Raw genomic sequence first — 20,405 nt, 5'->3', positions numbered from 1 at the left:
AGACTTACTAATTAAAATTGAGGAAATATTGGTCTTCGTAAGCATTGTATATAAAATTCTAAGCTGTGCTCTCCTTCTAATCCTAAAAAGCCTCTATAAAATGCTACATGTTTACCTTCCTTAATGCTCTTCTCTTTTAATACCTTCTTAAAGGTTCTGATTCTTTCATTAGTTTCTCTCACGCCCTCACTATATTCATTTAAATTATTATGAAAGCTCTTATCCTCTTCAACTAATTTTTCCTTAACATCTGTCTTTTGAATATTTAATAATCTTTCTTGTTCTCTATCATAGGAATACTCACTTTTTTCTAGAACGTCTTGATACTCCCTGGTTAATTCAAAAGAATTTTTATAAGCTTGTCTTAATTTTTCTATCCCTTCATGCAGTTCTTTTTCTTTTCTCTTTAACTCTTCATCTCTCTTTATAGCTTCAATTTTAGCTGTTTCTTCTATTTCCTTAAGTTGTCTTTTTAGTTCAAAGTTCTCTTTTTCAACCTTAATAAGCTTTTCTTCCTTATTTTTAAGTGATGCATTTGATTCATTACGCTCTTTACGTAATATTTCAATCTTTTCAGCATTAGCTTTATAAGCTTCTTTTATATTTTCTAGTTCTTTATCCTTTTCAAGAATCGTATTAGTTAATATTCTATCACGATTTTCTAAATAACCTTTTTCACTTTGCAAATCATCTATACTTATTTTAAGTAAATTTATTTCTTTAGACTGTTGCCTTAACTCATCTACTTTTGCTCTTAGTTCATTTATTTCATTTTCTTTTGAATGTATTTCTTGTCTAATATTATTTAATTCTTCTTTTTCTTTTAAATATGTATCTTCTTTACTTTTTAACTCATTAATTTTATCATCTAAGTCCCTTTGGTGCTGCTCCTTAATTCTTTTTAACTCAATATCATATTCTTTGATCCCTTTAGTTAAAATAGAATCCATTGATTCTAGTTTTTCTTTTTCAGCTTTTATTTTTTCAATTTCCTTTTGTAATTCTAATTTATCCTTAGATTCTTCTTTGAAATCATCTATCTTACTTTTTAATTCTGCTATTTCATTATTCTTTATTAAAATTTCATTCTTAACTGCTACTAATTCAGTCTCATTAGAAGCTTTTTCAGATTCTCTATGTTCCTTTTTAAATTTCTCAATTTTTTCTTGGAGCTCAATTTTATATTTCTTTTTTATATTCTCTATTTCTTTATCATGCTCTTTAATCTTCTTTTCTAATAACTCATCTTTTTCTTTTAATTCAAGTCTTTCTACATTTATATTATCTATTTCTTTGTTTAACTTAAATAACTGATCAGCCTTATCCTTCTCTGAATCCTTAAGCTGCTTTATCTTTAATTTCAATTCAGATATTTTCTTATTCTTTTCTGAAATCTTCTTTTTTACCTCAGTTAATTCTTTTTTTTCATTATTAAAATTATTTGGATTTATAAACTTGATTTTACTACTATCAATAGAACTTTTATTTTTTATATCTTGAAGATACCAGATAAGAATGTTATGCATAATCTCTAAAAGTTCAGTGGGCGTCCTTTTTGTTTCTTCTTCTATTACAGCCTCAGGATGAAGTACATAATTCCCATTAAGTCTTATAATATTAAATTCTCTATACACTTTTGAGAACTTTACTTCAGAAACATTTATGAGTTCACCCATTATTCCATAATAAGTTCCACTATTATCTATACTTTTGTAAAATTCATTCCTGACTTTTATTAAAACAGTTTCCGCTATTGATCTTAAACACATAATTGTTGCCTCAGGAAAACTTTGATATACAAATTCCGCCTTCTTTAAATTTTCGTAGCATTCTTCTATATCTGTCCCCTTTACATATTCAAAATTACTTTCTCTCGTCATAAGTACGTCTCCCCTAAATGCTTGATACTTTTTCCTTTACTTATATATATTTTACACACACTATTGATTTTCCTCTTTACACATCGCAATTTTCAAACCTAATATAATTCCTATCATGATGAATTCCCATTTAATTTATAAATATAAGCATGAAAATAGTATATATATTGATTATCTTCATGCTTACAACAACTTCATTACTCCCCAATTTTTCTTCTTATAAACTCTATTCCCTTTTGAAATACCATTGTTTTAATGTTTATCTTTGTTTCACCACTAGGTACCGTGTATTTTTGCTCCAATACTCTAAAATAACCTAAGTCTACAAACTGTTGATACGGAATATTATTTTTATCTAAAACTTTCTTTTCTCTTAAGAGTGAGAATAAATTATTTCTTCCCATTCCTCTTATAGCAAGAACCTTTGCAACATGTCCCACTTCAATGCTGTCTTTAGACCCTGCAACATCATCATAAAATTGTCCTTTAGGCTCTAATAGCTTTACCTTATTTTCAGCTTCCATCCTTGCTTTTCTCTCTTCTTTTAACTTGGTCGCTGCAGCAATAAGTAAGTCAGGATTATCTAATAATTCATCTGTAGCATATATTCCTGTTTTTCGTATGCTAGGCAATACCTCATCAAAAATCCATGCTTCAAATTTCTCTGCTCCAGGTAATTCTGATTTGGCTGCTAACCTGTAAATATCCCCTTCTGGAATTACACTCATTTCTATATTTTGAATAACATCTGTTCCATCTCTCCTCTTTGCAGTAACTACCCCTACTCCGTGTTTCACGGACCCCCTGCAATGCCTTGAAATTGCATCATTAGGCTTTTTATATCCCAAAGCTTTTGCTATGTCAATCCCAACAGCATAATCTTTATTATTAATTTTTAACCATCTTATTTCTCCAAATCTTTCATCTTTAAAAATTCGTAAACTCTCCATTTTTTTATCCCCCTTTATTAGATTTTATATATATGTTTCAAAAATAATTTTTCAAATAATTCTTAATTATAAATTCAAAAAATTTTACAATCATTTAACACATAATTGTTCACTCAAAAAATTTTACAATGATTTAATCCATAATTATTCACTATGAATTGCAGCATATATCTTTTCAAAAATTAAATAACTATTTTCATAGGTTATACCCTCAAGAGTCACAATGTCCACACAGTTGTCCAATAATATGATCTCTTCGAGAATAAAAAAAATCGCAAATTCAATTTCTTGAATAATACGATTTTACAATTTACTATTTATTTTTAGCGATTTATACTGTTTGAATATTGAGTATTATAATAAACAATTCCATGTATATATTTTAGTCTGTATTTCAAAACCATAATAAAACACAATCAATTATTTAGCGGAATTATTATAATAATGCTAATATTCCACAACTGATTTATTGCTACCATCTAATTTCATTTTATACGATTTATTATCGGACAAATTATTATAATATATCCACCCATCTAATACTTCAGATAACCTACTTGCCTCACTATTAATCTTAGTTCTATCCATTCCATCAATAGTAATTTTATAAATATTTCCTCTCATCTTATCAAGTGGTAGAATCATAGCCGTATGCCCATCGTAAGGATTATTACTATAGTATACCCAATTTCCATCCACTTGAATATCCCAGCTGATATCATCATTTAATTTTTTTTCATCTGTGCCACTAATACTAATCTTGTATAATTTACCTCCATCATCACGATTGCTAAAATAAATATTCTCTCCACTTAATTTTAAGAATGAAACATGATGATCACTGATTTTTATTCTGTTTGAACCATCAGTATTCATTTTAAATATACCTGAATTTTCACTTGTAGTTGTATTATCAGTAGTAACAGAGCTTGAACCACTGTAATAGATACAATCTTTATATATATTTATATCACTAACCTCTTGATCTGAAAGTTGGACTTTATTAGTTCCATCAATATCAACTTTATATAATCCACTTTTCACTGTATTATTTTCTGCCATATTAGGTCCCAATGCATAATATATTGCCCCTTTATAAAGGACAGCATCAACAATATAATCCTCACTTGTTAACTTAACTTTCTCATTATCCTTTATTTTGTATATACCTTTACTGACAGGGTGTTCAGTAGTTTCATCAACATAGTAAACCCAGCCATCAGAAACACCAATAATGCTTCCATATGCCTGCTCAAAGTATGTTTTATTTGTTCCATCAATATTAACTTTTGATAACTTACCAGATTCATATAGATAGTTTCCGTTTTTGATAATTGGTTTTCTATTGCTTACTTCAGTTTCATCACTTACATTTTTATCTTTCGACTCAACATTTGATGAATCATTTTGTGATGATTTAATCAACACTCCGTCAGAATCTAATTTATAACCGTTAATAGTAGCATTTTTAAGCATCGCACCATCATCACCTAAGTAATACCACTTATCTTCATACTGTATCCATCCCATTTTCATATATCCATCTTGTCCAAAATAATACCACTTTCCATCAATCTCTTTCCAACCTACTGACCATGAATTTCCTTCTGCATTCCACCATCCATTAGAATCTTGTTTCCATTCAGCATTTACACCTATTGGATTTAATACAAATACTAAAATTACTAATAATGAACTAGATATTACTTTTTTTAATTTTAATCTCTTCATTTTAATTCTCCGATTTATTTTATTTAGCACATGACTTTTTCTAATATAACTCAATTATAGCACTAATTGTAAACATCGAATTATTAAATTTTCAAAGAACATCTTTTTTATTTATTACTAAGTCAACTCTATATATTCAAAATTTAAATTTGATGGCTTAGCTTAATCAACTCATCTTAAATTTTCTCAATTAATTCCCCTTTAATGCCTCCCTACACTCGTTACAAATCAGTATATCTTTAAAGTTAAAAATCCCTTCATCATTTCCACAAAAGATGCAGCCTTTACTATATTTCCTAACAACTATCTCATTATCAACTTTAATTATTTCCATAGAATCTCCATCATTAATTCCTAGTACCTTTCTTATTTCTTTTGGTATTACAATCCTTCCAAGTGGGTCAAGCTTTCTCACTATTTCTGATGCTTTCATTTTTACATTCTCCTCTACAAATTTTTTTCTTTTCTATGATTAAATTATTTCTTGTATATCTCAAATTATATATATTTACTAAGCCATCATAACCACAATGTATTGTGATGATTTCTTGCCTTGAATTACTCTTGTCTTTTCTTCTAAGCAGTATCTCAATACTTATCACACTTATATGAGGTTTTCTAGAGCTTTCTTTCGTTGCTCATCTGTAAGGAGGCTTCGTCGTGGTTCCTTTGGTTTGAATCCTGCAAATTTGTTTTTATCTGGGCTACTATTCTTTCCATAGCTTCTATTGACATTTTTCTTTACCTCCTTGTCATCTGGATATCCTTCTCTTCTCCAATTTTTCAGTATGCCGTCAATGTAAGTCATGTTAGGTTTATTAGCTTTTAATGCTATATCTATAGCCATCTTTACATATTCTTGACCATGCACCCCTATAGCTAACTTAAGTGCACCTAAATTAAGAACATTAGGTGTTCCAGCTATTAGTTCACAATATTTAGCAAGTTCAATGGATTTAGAGTTTATATCCTCTAAATTCTTATCATGCTCAGCAATTGAATCTTTAGACTGAGAGACAGACGACTTTGCTGATTCTGATTTAAGCAGAGAACTAAAATCTGTGATTTCATGTGAATCACTTACTTCCATGGCATTAGGAATATAAGTTTCCTTAATCAGAGATCTAAAAGCTTGTCTGTTTTGCAAATCACTTACGTATACTGCATTAGAAGTAGGAGTTTCATTTGCATCATAACCTATATTCTCTTCTTTCTTTATCTCTCTATCTTTATTATTCTCATTCTTAATCTTGTTCTTATTCTCTCTCTTATTCTGCACCGTTACAGTAACGTTACTTTTATCATCTGTAACGTTACAATATTTTTTTGCACTATCACAACTATCATTTATAACTTCAATGCTATATTCTTTACTTTCGGCACAGCTATGTTCTTCAATTTCTTAGCTACAGCTCCAAGCTGTTTTTTCTTTTCTCTATGGTTTTGAACTCTTTTTCTATTTTGCTCTCTAACTCTGTCCATTCCCTCAACATTTTGGTGTCTTTCCCAATTCACTATTCTGATCACATTATTTTCAGCTATTTCAATCATTTGAAAATCTGATAACACTTTAAGTGCAAGTCTTATAGAAGCTAGAGGCCTTGAGAATATTGTAGATAACATTTCATCAGTATATGGGATATTCTCATTTAGATATATAAGTCCATTATCATTAGTTTTGCCAGCTTGTATAAGTAATCTTATCCATAAATAATGAATAGTATCTCTCTCTGGCATTGCATCCACTAATTTCATCTTTTCATCATCATGCATGTTAGTGGATAACTTAATCCATTTAATATCTGACATGTTTCTCACTCTCCTTTAAAATAAATACTTTAAATCTTTTCAATTTTTCCATGAGAGCATTAATCTCACGGAAGTACATACATCCGTCTAATGTCTAGACATTCTAATACTCCAATCACTTCTGATATCAGTTAAAAACGTACACTTTTAGACATTTTTACCTTGTGGTTACATTGTGCCCCTTGTGGGTATAAGTTCAACTAAATTCATCTTAAATACAAAAATTAACATGGAAATTTTTACTTTATATACTCTAAGTATTTTTAAGTCCAAACTGTAAACCTATTTTTCAAAATTATTATAAATAAAAATTATATTTTTCTTCTTTAATAGCTATTAACTTATAAAAATGTATTCTAAAATTGCCTTAATCCTCCTCATAATTTAATTCTCATTAATAAAGGTTAATATCTATTAGGGTCATATATCTGACTAGTCAATCATGGCTTTAAATTTAGGTAGAAATGAATTGTTGAAGAAATAGGAGATTACTTATATACTCATTGTTAATAACATTATTGATTGAGAAATTGATATTGAAATATATGTCATAAAATGAGGTGAATACATGAACAGTATTAAAGATCACATATTACAATTAGAACAGGAGTTATTAAAATCAGAAGTTAGAAAGTCAGCCGATAAAATAAATGACATGCTGTCAAATGACTTTGTTGAGTTTACTAGCTCAGGAAGTGAATATCATTACAAAAATGGTGATGTATTTCAAGAACAGAATAATCCTCAAACATTATATGGAGAAATCTCAGATTTTAAAATAAAGGAACTGGCCGATGATTGCATATTAGCAATGTATAAAATAATAAAGCTCAATGAGTTGGACGAAAATAAAAAATATTCATTACGTAGCTCAATATGGAAATGTTTCGATGGTAAATGGAAAATGATTTTCCATCAAGGAACTTTATCATCTAAATCTGAAATAATATAGATAAGCATTATATTAGAAAGCAAAAATATTTTTATCTCTGCTTTCTAATATAATATTTATTACAAAATACATTTTAGCTCTATAATGACTATTTATTATAAAATCCGGATTTAATCATAACTGCATTTATATAATTACAAAAACTAATCTCAATATGAATATCACAAACTCTTTCCGCGAATAATAAATAAAAAGTAAGGTGGTGATATAAAATGGGATCTTCTCAATACAATAGAAATAAGAATGACAAGAGCAATGTTGATAAGATGAAAGGCAAGAATAATCGTGATAAAGGTAACAATCAAGTTGGCTCAACAGATAATGGAAAATAATCTATTTTACTTAAATATAATATAACTAAAATAACATCAAATATATAACAAAAAAACACAGCCTATATATTTAATCACTAGGCTGTGTTTTTTTCACATTATTTTTTATATAAATTTTTAAGTTCAAATTTTAAAATACTAATTAAGTAAAAATATAAATTCACTAGAAAATCTAAACTCCACTTATAACTTAAGCCATACTAGAAAGAGAGAATACTCTTTCTTGTAGCATTGCACTGAGAATAAAGATATAAAATTTCTTAATTAGAAGTTGTTCAATTATTGTTTGTCACAATAACTATTGGGAGCATGCATACATGGATGCAACTTCTATTGTTAAAAATCCACAATATATTCTCTTAGTAACACAAACAAAATAGTACTATCCACTTCGATTGGCTATAAATTATAGATAAACCAATCATAAACTATACTTAGACTATGAAATATCCTCTAACCAGAAATGAGTGATATACTTTTGTAACCACAAGGGTCATAATATGGAATGTTTCATTGGCAATTTTGGTGGAAGTGATTCTTTGGCTATAAGTTGTTCCAAATGTGCTAGTTCAAATTTTAAAGCACTAACTAAGCCAAAGCACAAATTCACTATAAAACCTAAACTCCACTTATAATTTAGACCATACTAGAAAGAGAGATTATTCTTTTTTGTAGCATTGCATTGAGAAAAAAGATGTAAGATTTCTTCATTAGAAGTTGTTCAATTATTGTTTGTCGCAATTTTATATTGGGAACAAACAGTAATTGGTACAACTTCTAATGTTAGAAATCATCAGCTTTTATTCTCCAGCAACCAAAACAGCATAGTACTATCCACTTCGATTGTCTATAAATTATAGATAAACCAATTATAAGATAAATTTACACTATAAAATATATCCTAACCAGAAATAAGAATTATGCTTTTGTGAAATGTTTCATTAGGAATTTGATGGTTCTGATTCTTAGATTAAAAGTTGTTCCAAATGTGCTAGTTCAAAGCTTGTTCTTTGAGGCTAGCATCTTGGATGCAACTTGTGATCTTAGAATCACCCATCAGAATTGCCTAGAAACTGGAACAAAAGTATATTATTCATTTCGGAGAGTTATATGCATAAGTTCAGATCTTAGTTAGCTTATCTATGATATCCAAATTAATATTTAAATCTATAGGATAAACATATTTACAAACTTGCTAAAACTTTGAGGTAATATCTTCACTAGAAATCATAAATATATTTGTGTAGAAAACATTTGAAAATGAGCTGCTAAAAATTCTTAGTTGTAGGTTGTTCCACTTTTGCTTGTCACACTGAAAATGGGAGCATGCTGAAGTGGTGCAACCTGCGACTTAGAATTTTCAGCGATATTTTCATAGTTTTTCGGAACAAAATATTTATGATTTCGGTAAGTTACCACATAAGTTTAGTTTCGAAGTTGGTTTATCTATAGTCATAAATCTAAACTGCGTCAAAGAAGCTCATTTGATCACTTTCTGGAAGACCATTTAAACAATCAAATTTTCTAAGAAGCTCTATGGCAGCATTTCCAATCTTTGAACGTTTCTTTACATCATCCACTGAATTAAATTCCTTTTCCTTTGCAGCACTTGCTATACCTTCTGCCGCTACATTTCCCATACCTGCTATACTGTTTATTGGTGGTCTTATTCCATCTTCTTCTAGCTGGAATTTTGTAGCACTAGATTTATATAAATCAATTGGAAGGAATTTAAATCCTCTTTCATACATTTCTAAAACTATTTCAAGGTCATCATACATATCCTTATCTTTAGGACCAGCATCATTTCCAAGAGCCTGAATTTCCTGCATCTTTGCTTTAACCTTTTCTTTTCCAAAGATCATAAATTCTGCATCAAATGCTTTTGCTCTTATAGTAAAGTATGTTGCATAATAAGCCTGAGGTATATGAACTTTAAACCATGCTATTCTAAATGCCATCATTACATAAGCTGCTGCATGGGCTTTAGGGAACATGTATTTTATCTTTTTACAAGACTCTATATACCATTCTGGCACATCATGTTCTCTCATCATAGCTTCATATTCTGGAAATTTAGGTTCTTTTAAGGCTTTACCTTTACGAACAGTTTCCATTATTTTAAATGCGGTATTAGGTGGAAGTCCTTTTCTAATTAAGTAAACCATGATATCATCTCTTGTACATACCGCATCACTTATGCTGGTGATTACTCCATTATCAATTAAGTCCTTAGCATTTCCAAGCCATACATCTGTACCATGTGAAAGTCCTGATATACATAATAAATCTGAGAAAGTTTTTGGTTTTGTATCTACAAGCATTCCTCTTACGAACTTAGTACCAAACTCAGGAATTCCAAAGGTTCCAACCTCTGAATTTATCTGCTGTGGAGTTACCCCAAGAGCCTTTGTTGAGAAGAATAAGGACATAGTATCCTTGTCATCCATAGGAATCTCATGTGGATCAACCCCTGTTATATCTTGAAGCATTCTTATAACTGTCGGGTCATCGTGCCCTAGTATATCAAGCTTCAATAGATTTTGGTCAATAGAGTGATAATCAAAATGTGTTGTTATAATATCAGAATTAGGGTCATCAGCTGGATGCTGCACAGGGCAGAATTCAAATATTTCTCTTCCCTTTGGTACAACTATAATTCCACCTGGATGCTGTCCTGTAGTTCTCTTTATACCAGTACACCCTACTGAAATTCTCATTGTTTCAGCCTTGTTTATTGGAAGATTTTTTTCTTCATAATATTTTTTAACATAACCAAATGCTGTTTTTTCTGCTATAGTACCAATAGTCCCTGCTTTAAATGTTGTTCCCTTTCCAAAGATAACTTCTGTATATCTATGGGCCTTTGCCTGATATTCTCCTGAGAAGTTTAAATCTATATCTGGTTCTTTATCTCCATTAAAGCCTAGGAATGTTTCAAATGGTATATCTATTCCATCCTTATGAAGCTTTTCTCCACATACAGGACACTCTTTATCTGGTAAGTCAAAGCCGTTTAGAACTCCATAATCCTCAAAATCAGAATACTTACACTTAGGACATCTATAATGAGGCGGAAGCGCATTAACTTCTGTTATACCAGTCATATTTGCAACGAAGGATGAACCAACAGATCCTCTGGAACCTACTAAATATCCATCTTCATTTGATTTCCATACCAGCTTCTGAGCTATGATATACATTACTGAGAATCCATTTTTTATAATAGAATCCAGCTCTTTATCAAGTCTTGCCTGAACTATTTCTGGAAGTGGATCTCCATAAAGTTCATGAGCTTTTTCATAAGCTATATCTTTTATTGTCTGCTCACAGCCTTCTATATGTGGTGGACATTTTTCAGGAGAAATTGGGCTTATTTGCTCACACATATCTGCTACTATATTAGTATTTGTAACTACAACTTCATAAGCTTTTGTTCTTCCTAAATAAGAGAATTCATCAAGCATTTCTTCAGTAGTTCTTAAATATAATGGTGCTTGATTATCTGCATCCTTAAATCCCTGTCCTGCTTCTAATATACGTCTGTATATTTCATCTTCAGGATCTAGGAAGTGAACATCTCCAGTAGCTACTACAGGCTTACCTAATCTTTCTGCAAGTTCTACTATCTTTTTATTAATTTCTTTTAAATATTCTTTATTTGGAACTTGCTCCTGTCTTACTAAGTAATCATTATTACCTAAAGGCTGAATTTCTAAGTAATCATAGAAATTAGCAATTTCCTCGATTTGTTCTTCTGGTTTTCCAAGAAGTATCGCTTGATATAGTTCCCCTTCACTACAAGCACTTCCAATAATTAAACCTTCAGAATATTTCTTAAACATGCTCTTTAATATACGTGGTTTTTTATAAAAATAATCTAAATGAGAATATGATACCAATTTATATAAATTCTTTAATCCCACGTAATTTTTTGCTAGTATTATTGCATGGTGAGTTTTAACCTTTTTATATGCTACTTTCTTAGCTTCTTCATCAGCTGCATATAAATCTATATCTGATAGAGTTTGTGCGCCTCTCTCTTTTAGCTTTTCAATCATTATGTTAAATACCTTAACAGTTGTATCAACATCATCTAAAGCTCTATGGGCAACTTCAACCTTTATTCCAAGATTCTTAGCAATTCTTCCTAGCTTATAAGATTTATAATCAGGGAATACATCTTGCGCTAATCCTAAAGTATCTATATAGGTAAAATCAAACTCATAGCCTAAAACTTTCGCATTATGCTTTAAGAATCCAATATCAAAGTCAGCATTATGCGCAACTAAAACACTTCCTTCAATAAATTCAAGCAATTTAGGGAAAACTTTATCAATAGTTTCTGCATTTTTTACCATATCATCAGTTATCTTTGTAACCTCTACAACTCTCATAGGAATTGACTTTTGAGGGTTTACAAAAGTACTGAACTTATCTATAACCTTGCCATCCTTAATTTTCATTACTCCTATTTCAGTAATCTTTTCTGTCTGAGGAGAAAAACCTGTAGTTTCTAAATCAAGAACACAGTATACTGTATCAATACTTTCTTCCCTAACATTTGTTACAGATGGCTTTTTATCAGGTGCTAGGTAAGCTTCAACTCCATATATGACTTTCATATCTGGGTTATCTCTTCCAAGCAATTTGTGCGCTTCTGGAAATGACTGAACTACTCCATGATCAGTTATAGCAATAGACTTCATTCCCCAGCTCATAGCTCTCTTAATTAAATCACTAGCACTAGACATTGCATCCATCTGGCTCATTTGAGTATGCATGTGAAGCTCTACTCTCTTAACCTCAGAATTATCCTGTCTCTTATACTTCTTTATTCCATTTGTTTCAATAACAGTGTTAGCAATAAGTTCAACTTCATGAGAGAAATTACTATATCCTGCATTTCCAGCAAGTCTAAGCCCCTTAGCCTTTTTTATTCTAGAAAATACTTCATCATATTCAGTAGGCTTTGCAAAAATCTTGCAGGTCATTGAATTTGATCCATCATATAAGTCAAAGGAAATTAACATTTTTCCACTTCTTAATTCTTTTGCTTCTAAATTAGATATTTCACCCTCTAAAGCTACTCTTCCTTCATCAGGTGTTATATCATTAATTTTAATTATGTTTTCCTTAATATTAGCATTTCTTCCTAAAATCAAGAATGGATTACTTGCCTTTTTGCCATCACCCTCAGCTTTTACCTCTGGCTTACCTTCTTCAGCTTTAGGTACTTCAGGAGGATTATTGCTTTGGTTAATTTTTATTTCTTTAATAACTTTCATCTCATTAGCACGTTTATCTTCTGCAATTTTTACTAATTCTTCGCTATCTATTCGGTCAATAAAGTTGATATTATAATGTTTCCCGTACATATGCTTTATAGCTTTATTAATTTGCTTATCATATTCCATGGTTTTTAAGAAACCAGATACAGGAATTTTAAAATTAAAATTTATAGTATTTCCTTCTATTTCATAGTCACTATTATTAACCGCTGCCTTTAATGCAGGATACTTCATAGATAAGGAATATACGATATTTTTCAATTCTTTTTCTATAGGTCTTATTTCGACCTCGTCACTATACTTTACAATAATTTTAGAATCATTTAATCCGAATTTATCTTTTATGAAACTATTGAAACTTTCAATTTCCCCTAGTTCAATATAATTATCTGAACTAATTTCCATTTCCAGCACTTTAGTTTTCTTACGCAAGACTACGGATTGTATAACAGCAGTATTTATGCTGCCAGCGGATTCATAATCACTAAAAGCTTCATTTATTCTCTTCATACTACTCATTAACCTTTTCTAAAAAATTTTCAGTATGCTACTATTATATAGATTAAACTTGCAATTTGTTAAGCTTCAAAAAAACGCATAGAAATAATTCTATCAAAAAAGTATTCCTATACCTCCCTCATATTTAATCTAGATAATATTTATATTATTTTTCAATCTCAACTAATTTTTCATTTGTACAATAATTAATCAATTAGTAGTTTTCCGACATTTAATTATCATTCCATAATCTAATAATGTTGTCAAGGCAAAAGAATGTTTGCTAATTCTATTAGACGTTGAATTCACTAGTAAATTAATAAATAATAAAATTTGCATACATTCTTCTTAGAGTGAAACTATTTATTTTAACTCAGAATGGCACCTGCCAACCGTTTCCTTTATTGCCATAGCGTTCTCATTTTCTGATGAAATAACTAACTGACTTATGTAATTATTATTAAATATCTCACAGTAAAATTCCTTACTCATTTCATCAATTTCTTCATAATTTTCACTTAACTTCTGTAATAAATCCTCTTCACCAAGTCCAGCGTTATCTATGAAATAATATAGATTCATTCTATTTACATATTCTTCAATTCTTTTGAAATTATACTTATTTACAACAAATCCAATTACATAATCTTTATCAGTCTTTTTAGTTCCCTTTTTTATGCTAATACCAAACATAGATACTTCTGGTACCTTCTTTATTTCAAACTTCTTATATGCTATTCTTGAAATTCCTAAATGCTCTACTATTTCTTCAACTGGAACCTCATGCTCCACTTGATTTCCAAAATACAACATCCTAGAGTCTAAAACTATTAAACAAAGGTTCTCCCCAATCATTTCATTTAAAACCTTTACTTTAAATTCATCGCTTTTCTTCATTCCATAGTATTCCACGAAAGTTTTAACTCCATCCTCATCTTCTTCGCTTCTTACCTTTAATTTATTCCCGCCAAATAAAAACATATTTTCCTTCTCCTTCATCAAGTGATATATAACATTATAATATATAATTGCTTGTTTAATAAATTAAAAACTGTAGAAATTTAAAATAATATTTTAAATTCTTATGTAGATATCTATAGATAAACCAACTTAGACCTGAACTTATGCATATAGCTCACCGAAATCATAAATATTTTGTTCCGAAAAGCTATGAAAATATCGCTGAAGGTTCTAAGCAGCAGGTTGTATCCAATTTAGCATGCTCCAACTTTCAGTTTGACAAGCTAAATTAGAACAACCTACAACTAAGAACCTTTAACAGCTCATTTTCAAATGTTTTCTTCACAAATATATTTATGATTTCTAGTAAAGATATGAGCTTAAAATTCTAGCAATTTTGCAAATCTGTTCATCTAATAAGTCGAATTTTTAAATTGGATATCTATAGATAACCAGACTAAAACCTGGACTTATCCGTATGCCTCACCGAAATGAATAACATACTTTTGTTCCAGTTTCTAGGGGATTCTTATGTGTGATTCTAGGCTATAAAGTTGTATCCAAAGTACTAGTCTCAAGGAACAAGCGCTCACAGAGAAAGTTTGAAGAACGAAATATAAAATGCTCATAGAGAAAGTTCTGCTTACCAAATGTAAAATTTGGAGCATCACTTTTTGAACTAGCACATTTTTAGGGAAAGTAGGCATTTATGGTGTCGCTCAATCAGATTAAATATTCTTTAAAGAACTCCAATATATGTAGGACATACTCAATGTAATATTATGCTAATTATGTTATAATTAGTTCAATAGGTAACTAAAATATAATTAACAATAAAAAGAAAGGATGTAGCACTATGTTTAATCTCTCTAAAAAAAGTTTTTTAGTTGATTTGGATGATTCTTTAACTTATCCATCTGCACAGACAATTTGCAATGCGATTGAAAAATATTGTATAAGTTCGAAAGAAAAGTGCCAGTTTGTAAGTACCGAAAAGCCAGTTACATTCTATTTGGAGGATAAGTTATTTTCTGCTGAAATCACTATGGCTCGAGGTGGGTATATGATTAAGTGCCTTGAAAAATAGTAGGTAGATAATTCCCCTATCATTTTTCAGTATATTTCAACATTATAAAAAATAGCCTAATTTAAAAATATCTTGTTTTCTTAAACACAATTAAGACTATATTTATGTGTATATTATCCGAAATTAAATGCATATTTGTTCCGACATGTTAAGAAGATTTCTCTAGAAATTTCTAAATGGAAGGTTGCTTTATATTAGAAATATTAAAAGGAATAACTAAAGTGCTGTTTACTTTAATTATTCCTTAAATTTAATATCTTAATATTTCAGTATTATCTCTACTTAATTATAGAGCTTTATTTTTAACTTCATTATTTATTCTTTCTATTAAATCTTCTAAATTTAATGTTCCCTCATCTCCATTACTTCTGCTGCGTAATGATATATTATTTTCTGCTTCTTCTTTTTCTCCAACAATAATAATGTAAGGAACCCTTTCATTTCTAGCTTCTCTTATTTTGTAGCCTATCTTTTCATCTTTCTGATCAATTTCAACTCTTATACCTTCTGATCTTAATTTATCTTTAATCTTTTCTGAATAGCTATTAAATTTATTTGATATAGGAAGTATTTTTACTTGAACTGGAGAAAGCCATGTTGGGAATTTTCCAGCAAAATGTTCTATTAATATTCCTATAAATCTTTCTATACTTCCAAAGACTACTCTATGGATTACTATTGGTCTATGCTTTTCTCCATCACTTCCTACATACTCTAACTCAAACCTTTGAGGCAATTGAAAATCTAACTGAATTGTTCCACATTGCCAAGTTCTGCCTATGCTATCTTCAAGATGAAAATCTATTTTAGGTCCGTAAAAAGCACCGTCACCCTCATTTATTTTATATTCAAGATTTAATTCATCTAAGGCACCCTTCAATGAGCTTTCTGCTAATTCCCATTCTTCATCACTTCCCATTGAATCCTCTGGCCTTGTAGAAAGTTCTAAATTATACTTAAATCCGAATTTTGAATATACCTTGTCAATTAAATTAATAACGCCTTTTATTTCTGACTTTATTTGATCTGGTAACATAAATATATGTGCATCATCTTGTGTGAATGCTCTTACTCTCATAAGACCATGGAGTGCTCCAGAAAGCTCGTGTCTATGAACTCGTCCCAGTTCTCCAACTCTCATTGGAAAATCTCTATATGAATGTGATTCTGATTTATAAACTAACATTCCACCTGGGCAATTCATTGGCTTTAATGCAAATTCTTCTTCATCAATTGTTGAAGTATACATATTTTCTCTATAATGATACCAATGCCCTGAAGTCTCCCATAGTTTCTTATTAAGCATTATTGGAGTTTCAATTTCAACATAACCATCTTCGTAATGTAATTTTCTCCAAAAATCTATTAGGGTATTTTTTAATATTACTCCTTTAGGAAGCATAAATGGAAATCCTGGACCTTCTTCTGCAAAAGTAAATAATTTTAATTCTTTTCCTAATTTCCTATGATCCCTTTTCTTTGCTTCTTCTAAATTATGCAAATGTAATTCTAATTCTTTCTTACTAGAAAATGCAACTCCATAAACTCTTTGAAGCATCTTATTTTTTTCATTTCCTCTCCAATATGCTCCAGCAACGCTTAATAGTTTAAATGCTTTAATATACTTTGTTGATGGAATATGAGGACCTCTGCAAAGATCTATATAATCGCCCTGTTTATATAAAGATATCTTTTCAGCTTCTGGAAGATCCTTAATAAGTTCTACTTTATATGTTTCGCCCTTTTCCTCCATTAATTTTATTGCTTCGTCTCTAGAAATATCAATTCTTTCAAAGCTAAGATTTTCATCTATTATTTTATTCATTTCTGCTTCAATTTTATCTAAGTCTTCATTTGATAATGAGTTTTCAATATCAAAATCATAATAGAAACCATTGTTTATTGCAGGTCCTATAGCAAGCTTTGAATCCTTATAAATTCTTTTAACTGCTTGAGCCATAACATGAGAAGTAGAATGTCTTATAACTTCCACTGCTTTTTCATCATCATAAGTTAAAATATTTACCTCATCATTATTTTTTAATTTATAATCTAGATCTACTAATGTCCCATTTACTTCCCCCACTACTGCGACTTTAGCTAAATTTTTACTAATTGAATTTGCTAAATCATAAATACTAGATTCATCTGCAATTTCTTTTATTGATCCATCTTTAAGTTTTATATTTATCATAAACTTGTTACCTCCTTCTTTAAAATTTTTTAACATTCTTTAAAATTTTATTGTATTAGATATATCTATAGATATATGTTGCAATTCACAATGCACATTTCACAATTCACAATTACGGATAAAATTCTTGCAATATTTTTAGAATTATGATGAAGAATTATTTTTGCAATATATAGGTTAATACTCGATAACATAACTTCTTCAAAATTGCGTCTCATACTCTTTTAAATTCATATATTTTTGTACAAAAAAAGCACCCGTCCCAAGCCTTGGGACGAATGCATAATATCCGTGGTTCCACCCAAATTGAATTAAATAAACTCAATTCTTCTCTAAAATTTTTAACGATTTTCACCGATGGCATTTCACAAAATCTGCTAATAAACCATAGCTCCAGGGTAGTTTTTCTCATAGTCATATTTAGAAATGCTTACAGTCGGTGACATTTCCTCTCTGAAAACTGTACTCTATAATACTTTTCCCTTTCATTGCCTGAAAATATTTAATTTTTAAGAGTTTACGTGCACTTTGCTCTTATTAATAATAAATACTAGCACTTTTGTAGTATCTTGTAAATAGTTTTTATTACAATTTATTTTTTGATTTATTATTTATGGCTAAGCACTTACTGTGATTTTGCTTGCACTTACACCAGAATTAATTAAAATCTGTTTTAATGTTTGACTCTTTACATAAAATGTAGCCTTTGTACAATCATAGAATGGATTAATTCCTATACCATTAGGCATTTTTTGGTGCGTTGCTATACTTGTTACGCTATCTGGAATAGTTATGCTGGTTAAATTTGTGCAGCCTTCAAATGCACTTCTTTGTATACTTGTTACACCATTTGGTATTACTATGCTTGTTAAACTACCACAACCTTGAAATTCATCCTCATTTATGATTGTTATACCATTTGGTATTGTTATGCTACTTAAACTGCTACAACCACTAAATGCACTATAGCCTATGCTTTTTACACTATCCGGAATTGTTATGTTTGTTAAATTAATACAATTCCTAAATATAGCCTCCCCCATATTTGTTACACTATTTGGAATGGTTAAAGTTGTTAAACCACTACATCCAGCAAATGACTGAGGCCCAATAGACTCCACACTATTTGGAATAATTATGCTTTTTAAACTCTTACACCCACTAAAGGCGTATTCATTTATAATTTTCACACTATCCGGAATAGTTATACTTTGTAAATTACTACATCCATTAAATGCATATCTATCTATACGTTTTACACTACTTGGAATATCTACGTGTGTTAAGTTACTGCAATTCATACACACTATAGATTCTATACCTGTTGTACTGTCTGGTATTGTTATGCTTGTTAAATTTTTGCAGGTAGATGTCGATGTAAATCTTATACGTTTTACCTCAGTACCATCGATTTTATTTGGTATCACGACTGAGCTATCAGAACCAGTATATTCTACTATTGTTCCAGTTGATTTATCAAATTTAAAGTTTCCGCTTGTTGTAAGTTCTGTCCATGCACCACTATCATTTAGATAATACCCATCAATTGTTGTATCTTTAGCCATGTAGCCTTTAGAATCAAAATAATACCATTTAGAATTAATTAACCTCCAGCCTGTAGCCCATGAACTTCCTTCTGTATACCACCAGCCTCTAGGATCACTCTTCCACGCTGCACTCGCTCCTATTGGATTTAGTGCTAATACTGAAGCTACACATAATGAACTCGCTATTACTTTTATTAGTCTCAAACTTTTCATTCTTTACCCCCATGTAATTTATCGTATTTAATGTAATAATATACAATTGTACCATATTTCCGGTAATGTTTTCATTGTTTATTCTACAAACAACTGAAAATTGATCAATAAAAGACGTATTTTAGTGGTATAACACATAAAAAAATCGTAAATTCATTTCTTGAATAATACGATTTTACAATTTGTTATTTATTTTTATTGATTCATAAAGATTTTAATATTGTCTAAAAAACAAACTCCATATTCTCAGATATATCTTCTGATTTAAGTAATTAAAATTTTCTCTGAACTATTTGTCTTCATATAAATCTCCACTGTTTTCCTTATTTAGTGTTCCCTCTAACTCAATCATCAAAAATTTTGTAAGTTCAGTAACCACTGGTCTATGAATAGTCTTTCTTGGAACAATAATAAATTCTCCTTCACCAACTTCAGTAAAGCCTTCTGTAGTTTCCAATTTAAATTTACCCTCGATGACATAAAAAAGTTCATCTGACTCATCATGGATATGAAAGTCTAATGTTCTATTTTCTACCTGTACAACACTCATGGTATGTTTGTTTAACATTCCTATTTTCTTATAGACATATAATTGTTCAATATTATTTACTTCATCAATTAGATTAACTTTTGATAACATAATGAAACCTCCTTGTATAAATATGATTTTTTTAATATTTATTAATACGTATGTTAGCATTAAATTAATCATCTGTAAAATTGATTATTTTGATTATACCAATCGTTTTTTTTAATAATCACAAAGTATAGTTTATCTTGTCTGCATCCTAATTTACTATTTCAAGCCGATTATAACTTAAATTGTAAAATTACCACATCATTCAATTTTTAAAGAACATCTTTTTTATTAATTACTGCATCAAATGAGTTGTGTTGATTGCGATGTTGAGACCTAAAAATAGCACATAATTAAAATAAATCTATACTTAATTTTATAGCT

The 20,405-nt window shown here is 29.7% G+C and carries 13 protein-coding genes and 1 other annotated feature; of the genes, 2 read left to right on the top strand and 11 right to left on the bottom strand.

Translation table 11 applies throughout. The annotated features are described in order from the left end of the window. Positions 1-11: 11 nt before the first annotated feature. From ACJDTP_RS19310 to ACJDTP_RS19285, 6 genes are all read right to left on the bottom strand, one after another. Positions 12-1,880, bottom strand: coding sequence for a hypothetical protein (locus ACJDTP_RS19310; RefSeq protein ID WP_406762150.1), 1,869 nt, complete (start codon positions 1,878-1,880; stop codon positions 12-14). 197 nt (positions 1,881-2,077) lie between these two features. Next, positions 2,078-2,830, bottom strand: a complete 753-nt coding sequence (locus ACJDTP_RS19305) for a phage antirepressor KilAC domain-containing protein (RefSeq protein WP_406762149.1) — start codon at positions 2,828-2,830, stop codon at positions 2,078-2,080. A gap of 447 nt (positions 2,831-3,277) precedes the next feature. Next, the gene (locus ACJDTP_RS19300) at positions 3,278-4,561 is read right to left on the bottom strand and encodes a DUF5050 domain-containing protein (RefSeq protein ID WP_406762148.1); all 1,284 of its coding nucleotides are present in this window, start codon (positions 4,559-4,561) and stop codon (positions 3,278-3,280) included. A 190-nt stretch (positions 4,562-4,751) separates the two neighbouring features. Further along, a complete protein-coding gene (locus tag ACJDTP_RS19295; RefSeq protein ID WP_406762147.1) occupies positions 4,752-4,994 on the bottom strand; it encodes an AbrB/MazE/SpoVT family DNA-binding domain-containing protein in 243 nt (80 codons plus the stop codon). A gap of 171 nt (positions 4,995-5,165) precedes the next feature. Beyond that, positions 5,166-5,840 carry a DnaD domain protein gene (locus ACJDTP_RS19290; RefSeq protein WP_406762146.1) on the bottom strand — a complete coding sequence of 225 codons (675 nt, stop codon included), beginning with the start codon at positions 5,838-5,840 and terminating at the stop codon, positions 5,166-5,168. Positions 5,841-5,908: 68 nt separating this feature from the next. Continuing rightward, a complete protein-coding gene (locus ACJDTP_RS19285) occupies positions 5,909-6,370 on the bottom strand; it encodes a phage replisome organizer N-terminal domain-containing protein (RefSeq protein ID WP_406762145.1) in 462 nt (153 codons plus the stop codon). A 568-nt stretch (positions 6,371-6,938) separates the two neighbouring features. On the opposite strand from ACJDTP_RS19285, the gene ACJDTP_RS19280 reads away from it, so the two are divergent. After that, the gene (locus ACJDTP_RS19280) at positions 6,939-7,322 is read left to right on the top strand and encodes a nuclear transport factor 2 family protein (RefSeq protein WP_406762144.1); all 384 of its coding nucleotides are present in this window, start codon (positions 6,939-6,941) and stop codon (positions 7,320-7,322) included. Positions 7,323-9,114: 1,792 nt separating this feature from the next. Here the strand turns inward: ACJDTP_RS19280 and polC are convergent. Together polC and ACJDTP_RS19270 are read right to left on the bottom strand one after the other, a co-directional pair. Continuing rightward, positions 9,115-13,455, bottom strand: a complete 4,341-nt coding sequence (polC, locus tag ACJDTP_RS19275; RefSeq protein WP_406762143.1) for a DNA polymerase III subunit alpha — start codon at positions 13,453-13,455, stop codon at positions 9,115-9,117. A 351-nt stretch (positions 13,456-13,806) separates the two neighbouring features. Continuing rightward, the gene (locus tag ACJDTP_RS19270) at positions 13,807-14,424 is read right to left on the bottom strand and encodes a hypothetical protein (protein WP_023973802.1); all 618 of its coding nucleotides are present in this window, start codon (positions 14,422-14,424) and stop codon (positions 13,807-13,809) included. An 835-nt stretch (positions 14,425-15,259) separates the two neighbouring features. Here ACJDTP_RS19270 and ACJDTP_RS19265 point away from each other — a divergent pair. Further along, positions 15,260-15,490 carry a DUF4318 domain-containing protein gene (locus ACJDTP_RS19265; protein ID WP_087701804.1) on the top strand — a complete coding sequence of 77 codons (231 nt, stop codon included), beginning with the start codon at positions 15,260-15,262 and terminating at the stop codon, positions 15,488-15,490. 286 nt (positions 15,491-15,776) lie between these two features. On the opposite strand, the gene thrS is transcribed toward ACJDTP_RS19265, so the two are convergent. The 3 genes from thrS to ACJDTP_RS19250 all read right to left on the bottom strand — a co-directional run bounded on the left by thrS (position 15,777) and on the right by ACJDTP_RS19250 (position 20,084). Further along, positions 15,777-17,684 carry a threonine--tRNA ligase gene (gene thrS, locus ACJDTP_RS19260; protein WP_406762142.1) on the bottom strand — a complete coding sequence of 636 codons (1,908 nt, stop codon included), beginning with the start codon at positions 17,682-17,684 and terminating at the stop codon, positions 15,777-15,779. A 267-nt stretch (positions 17,685-17,951) separates the two neighbouring features. Continuing rightward, positions 17,952-18,182 (bottom strand) — a binding site (T-box leader). Between the two features lie 119 nt (positions 18,183-18,301). Then, positions 18,302-19,444 carry a leucine-rich repeat protein gene (locus tag ACJDTP_RS19255; protein ID WP_406762141.1) on the bottom strand — a complete coding sequence of 381 codons (1,143 nt, stop codon included), beginning with the start codon at positions 19,442-19,444 and terminating at the stop codon, positions 18,302-18,304. A 289-nt stretch (positions 19,445-19,733) separates the two neighbouring features. Continuing rightward, positions 19,734-20,084 (bottom strand): cupin domain-containing protein, encoded by a 351-nt coding sequence (locus tag ACJDTP_RS19250; RefSeq protein WP_406762140.1) that lies wholly within the window; start codon positions 20,082-20,084, stop codon positions 19,734-19,736. Between the last annotated feature and the right edge of the window lie 321 nt (positions 20,085-20,405).

This window comes from Candidatus Clostridium helianthi, from assembly GCF_045310795.1.
Taxonomy (GTDB): domain Bacteria; phylum Bacillota; class Clostridia; order Clostridiales; family Clostridiaceae; genus Clostridium; species Clostridium helianthi.
The sequence above is the reverse complement of the archived record's forward strand: the minus strand, read 5'-3'. Positions and strand labels throughout refer to the sequence as shown.

What these genes read in the sequence shown, in the direction of transcription:
- polC (WP_406762143.1), bottom strand. Translation starts at nt 13,455, where the DNA reads ATGAAGAGAATAAATGAAGCTTTTAGTGATTATGAATCCGCTGGCAGC.
- ACJDTP_RS19270 (WP_023973802.1), bottom strand. Translation starts at nt 14,424, where the DNA reads ATGTTTTTATTTGGCGGGAATAAATTAAAGGTAAGAAGCGAAGAAGAT.
- ACJDTP_RS19265 (WP_087701804.1), top strand. Translation starts at nt 15,260, where the DNA reads ATGTTTAATCTCTCTAAAAAAAGTTTTTTAGTTGATTTGGATGATTCT.
- ACJDTP_RS19295 (WP_406762147.1), bottom strand. Translation starts at nt 4,994, where the DNA reads ATGAAAGCATCAGAAATAGTGAGAAAGCTTGACCCACTTGGAAGGATT.
- ACJDTP_RS19255 (WP_406762141.1), bottom strand. Translation starts at nt 19,444, where the DNA reads ATGAAAAGTTTGAGACTAATAAAAGTAATAGCGAGTTCATTATGTGTA.
- ACJDTP_RS19285 (WP_406762145.1), bottom strand. Translation starts at nt 6,370, where the DNA reads ATGTCAGATATTAAATGGATTAAGTTATCCACTAACATGCATGATGAT.
- ACJDTP_RS19310 (WP_406762150.1), bottom strand. Translation starts at nt 1,880, where the DNA reads ATGACGAGAGAAAGTAATTTTGAATATGTAAAGGGGACAGATATAGAA.
- ACJDTP_RS19280 (WP_406762144.1), top strand. Translation starts at nt 6,939, where the DNA reads ATGAACAGTATTAAAGATCACATATTACAATTAGAACAGGAGTTATTA.
- ACJDTP_RS19305 (WP_406762149.1), bottom strand. Translation starts at nt 2,830, where the DNA reads ATGGAGAGTTTACGAATTTTTAAAGATGAAAGATTTGGAGAAATAAGA.
- thrS (WP_406762142.1), bottom strand. Translation starts at nt 17,684, where the DNA reads ATGATAAATATAAAACTTAAAGATGGATCAATAAAAGAAATTGCAGAT.
- ACJDTP_RS19300 (WP_406762148.1), bottom strand. Translation starts at nt 4,561, where the DNA reads ATGAAGAGATTAAAATTAAAAAAAGTAATATCTAGTTCATTATTAGTA.
- ACJDTP_RS19250 (WP_406762140.1), bottom strand. Translation starts at nt 20,084, where the DNA reads ATGTTATCAAAAGTTAATCTAATTGATGAAGTAAATAATATTGAACAA.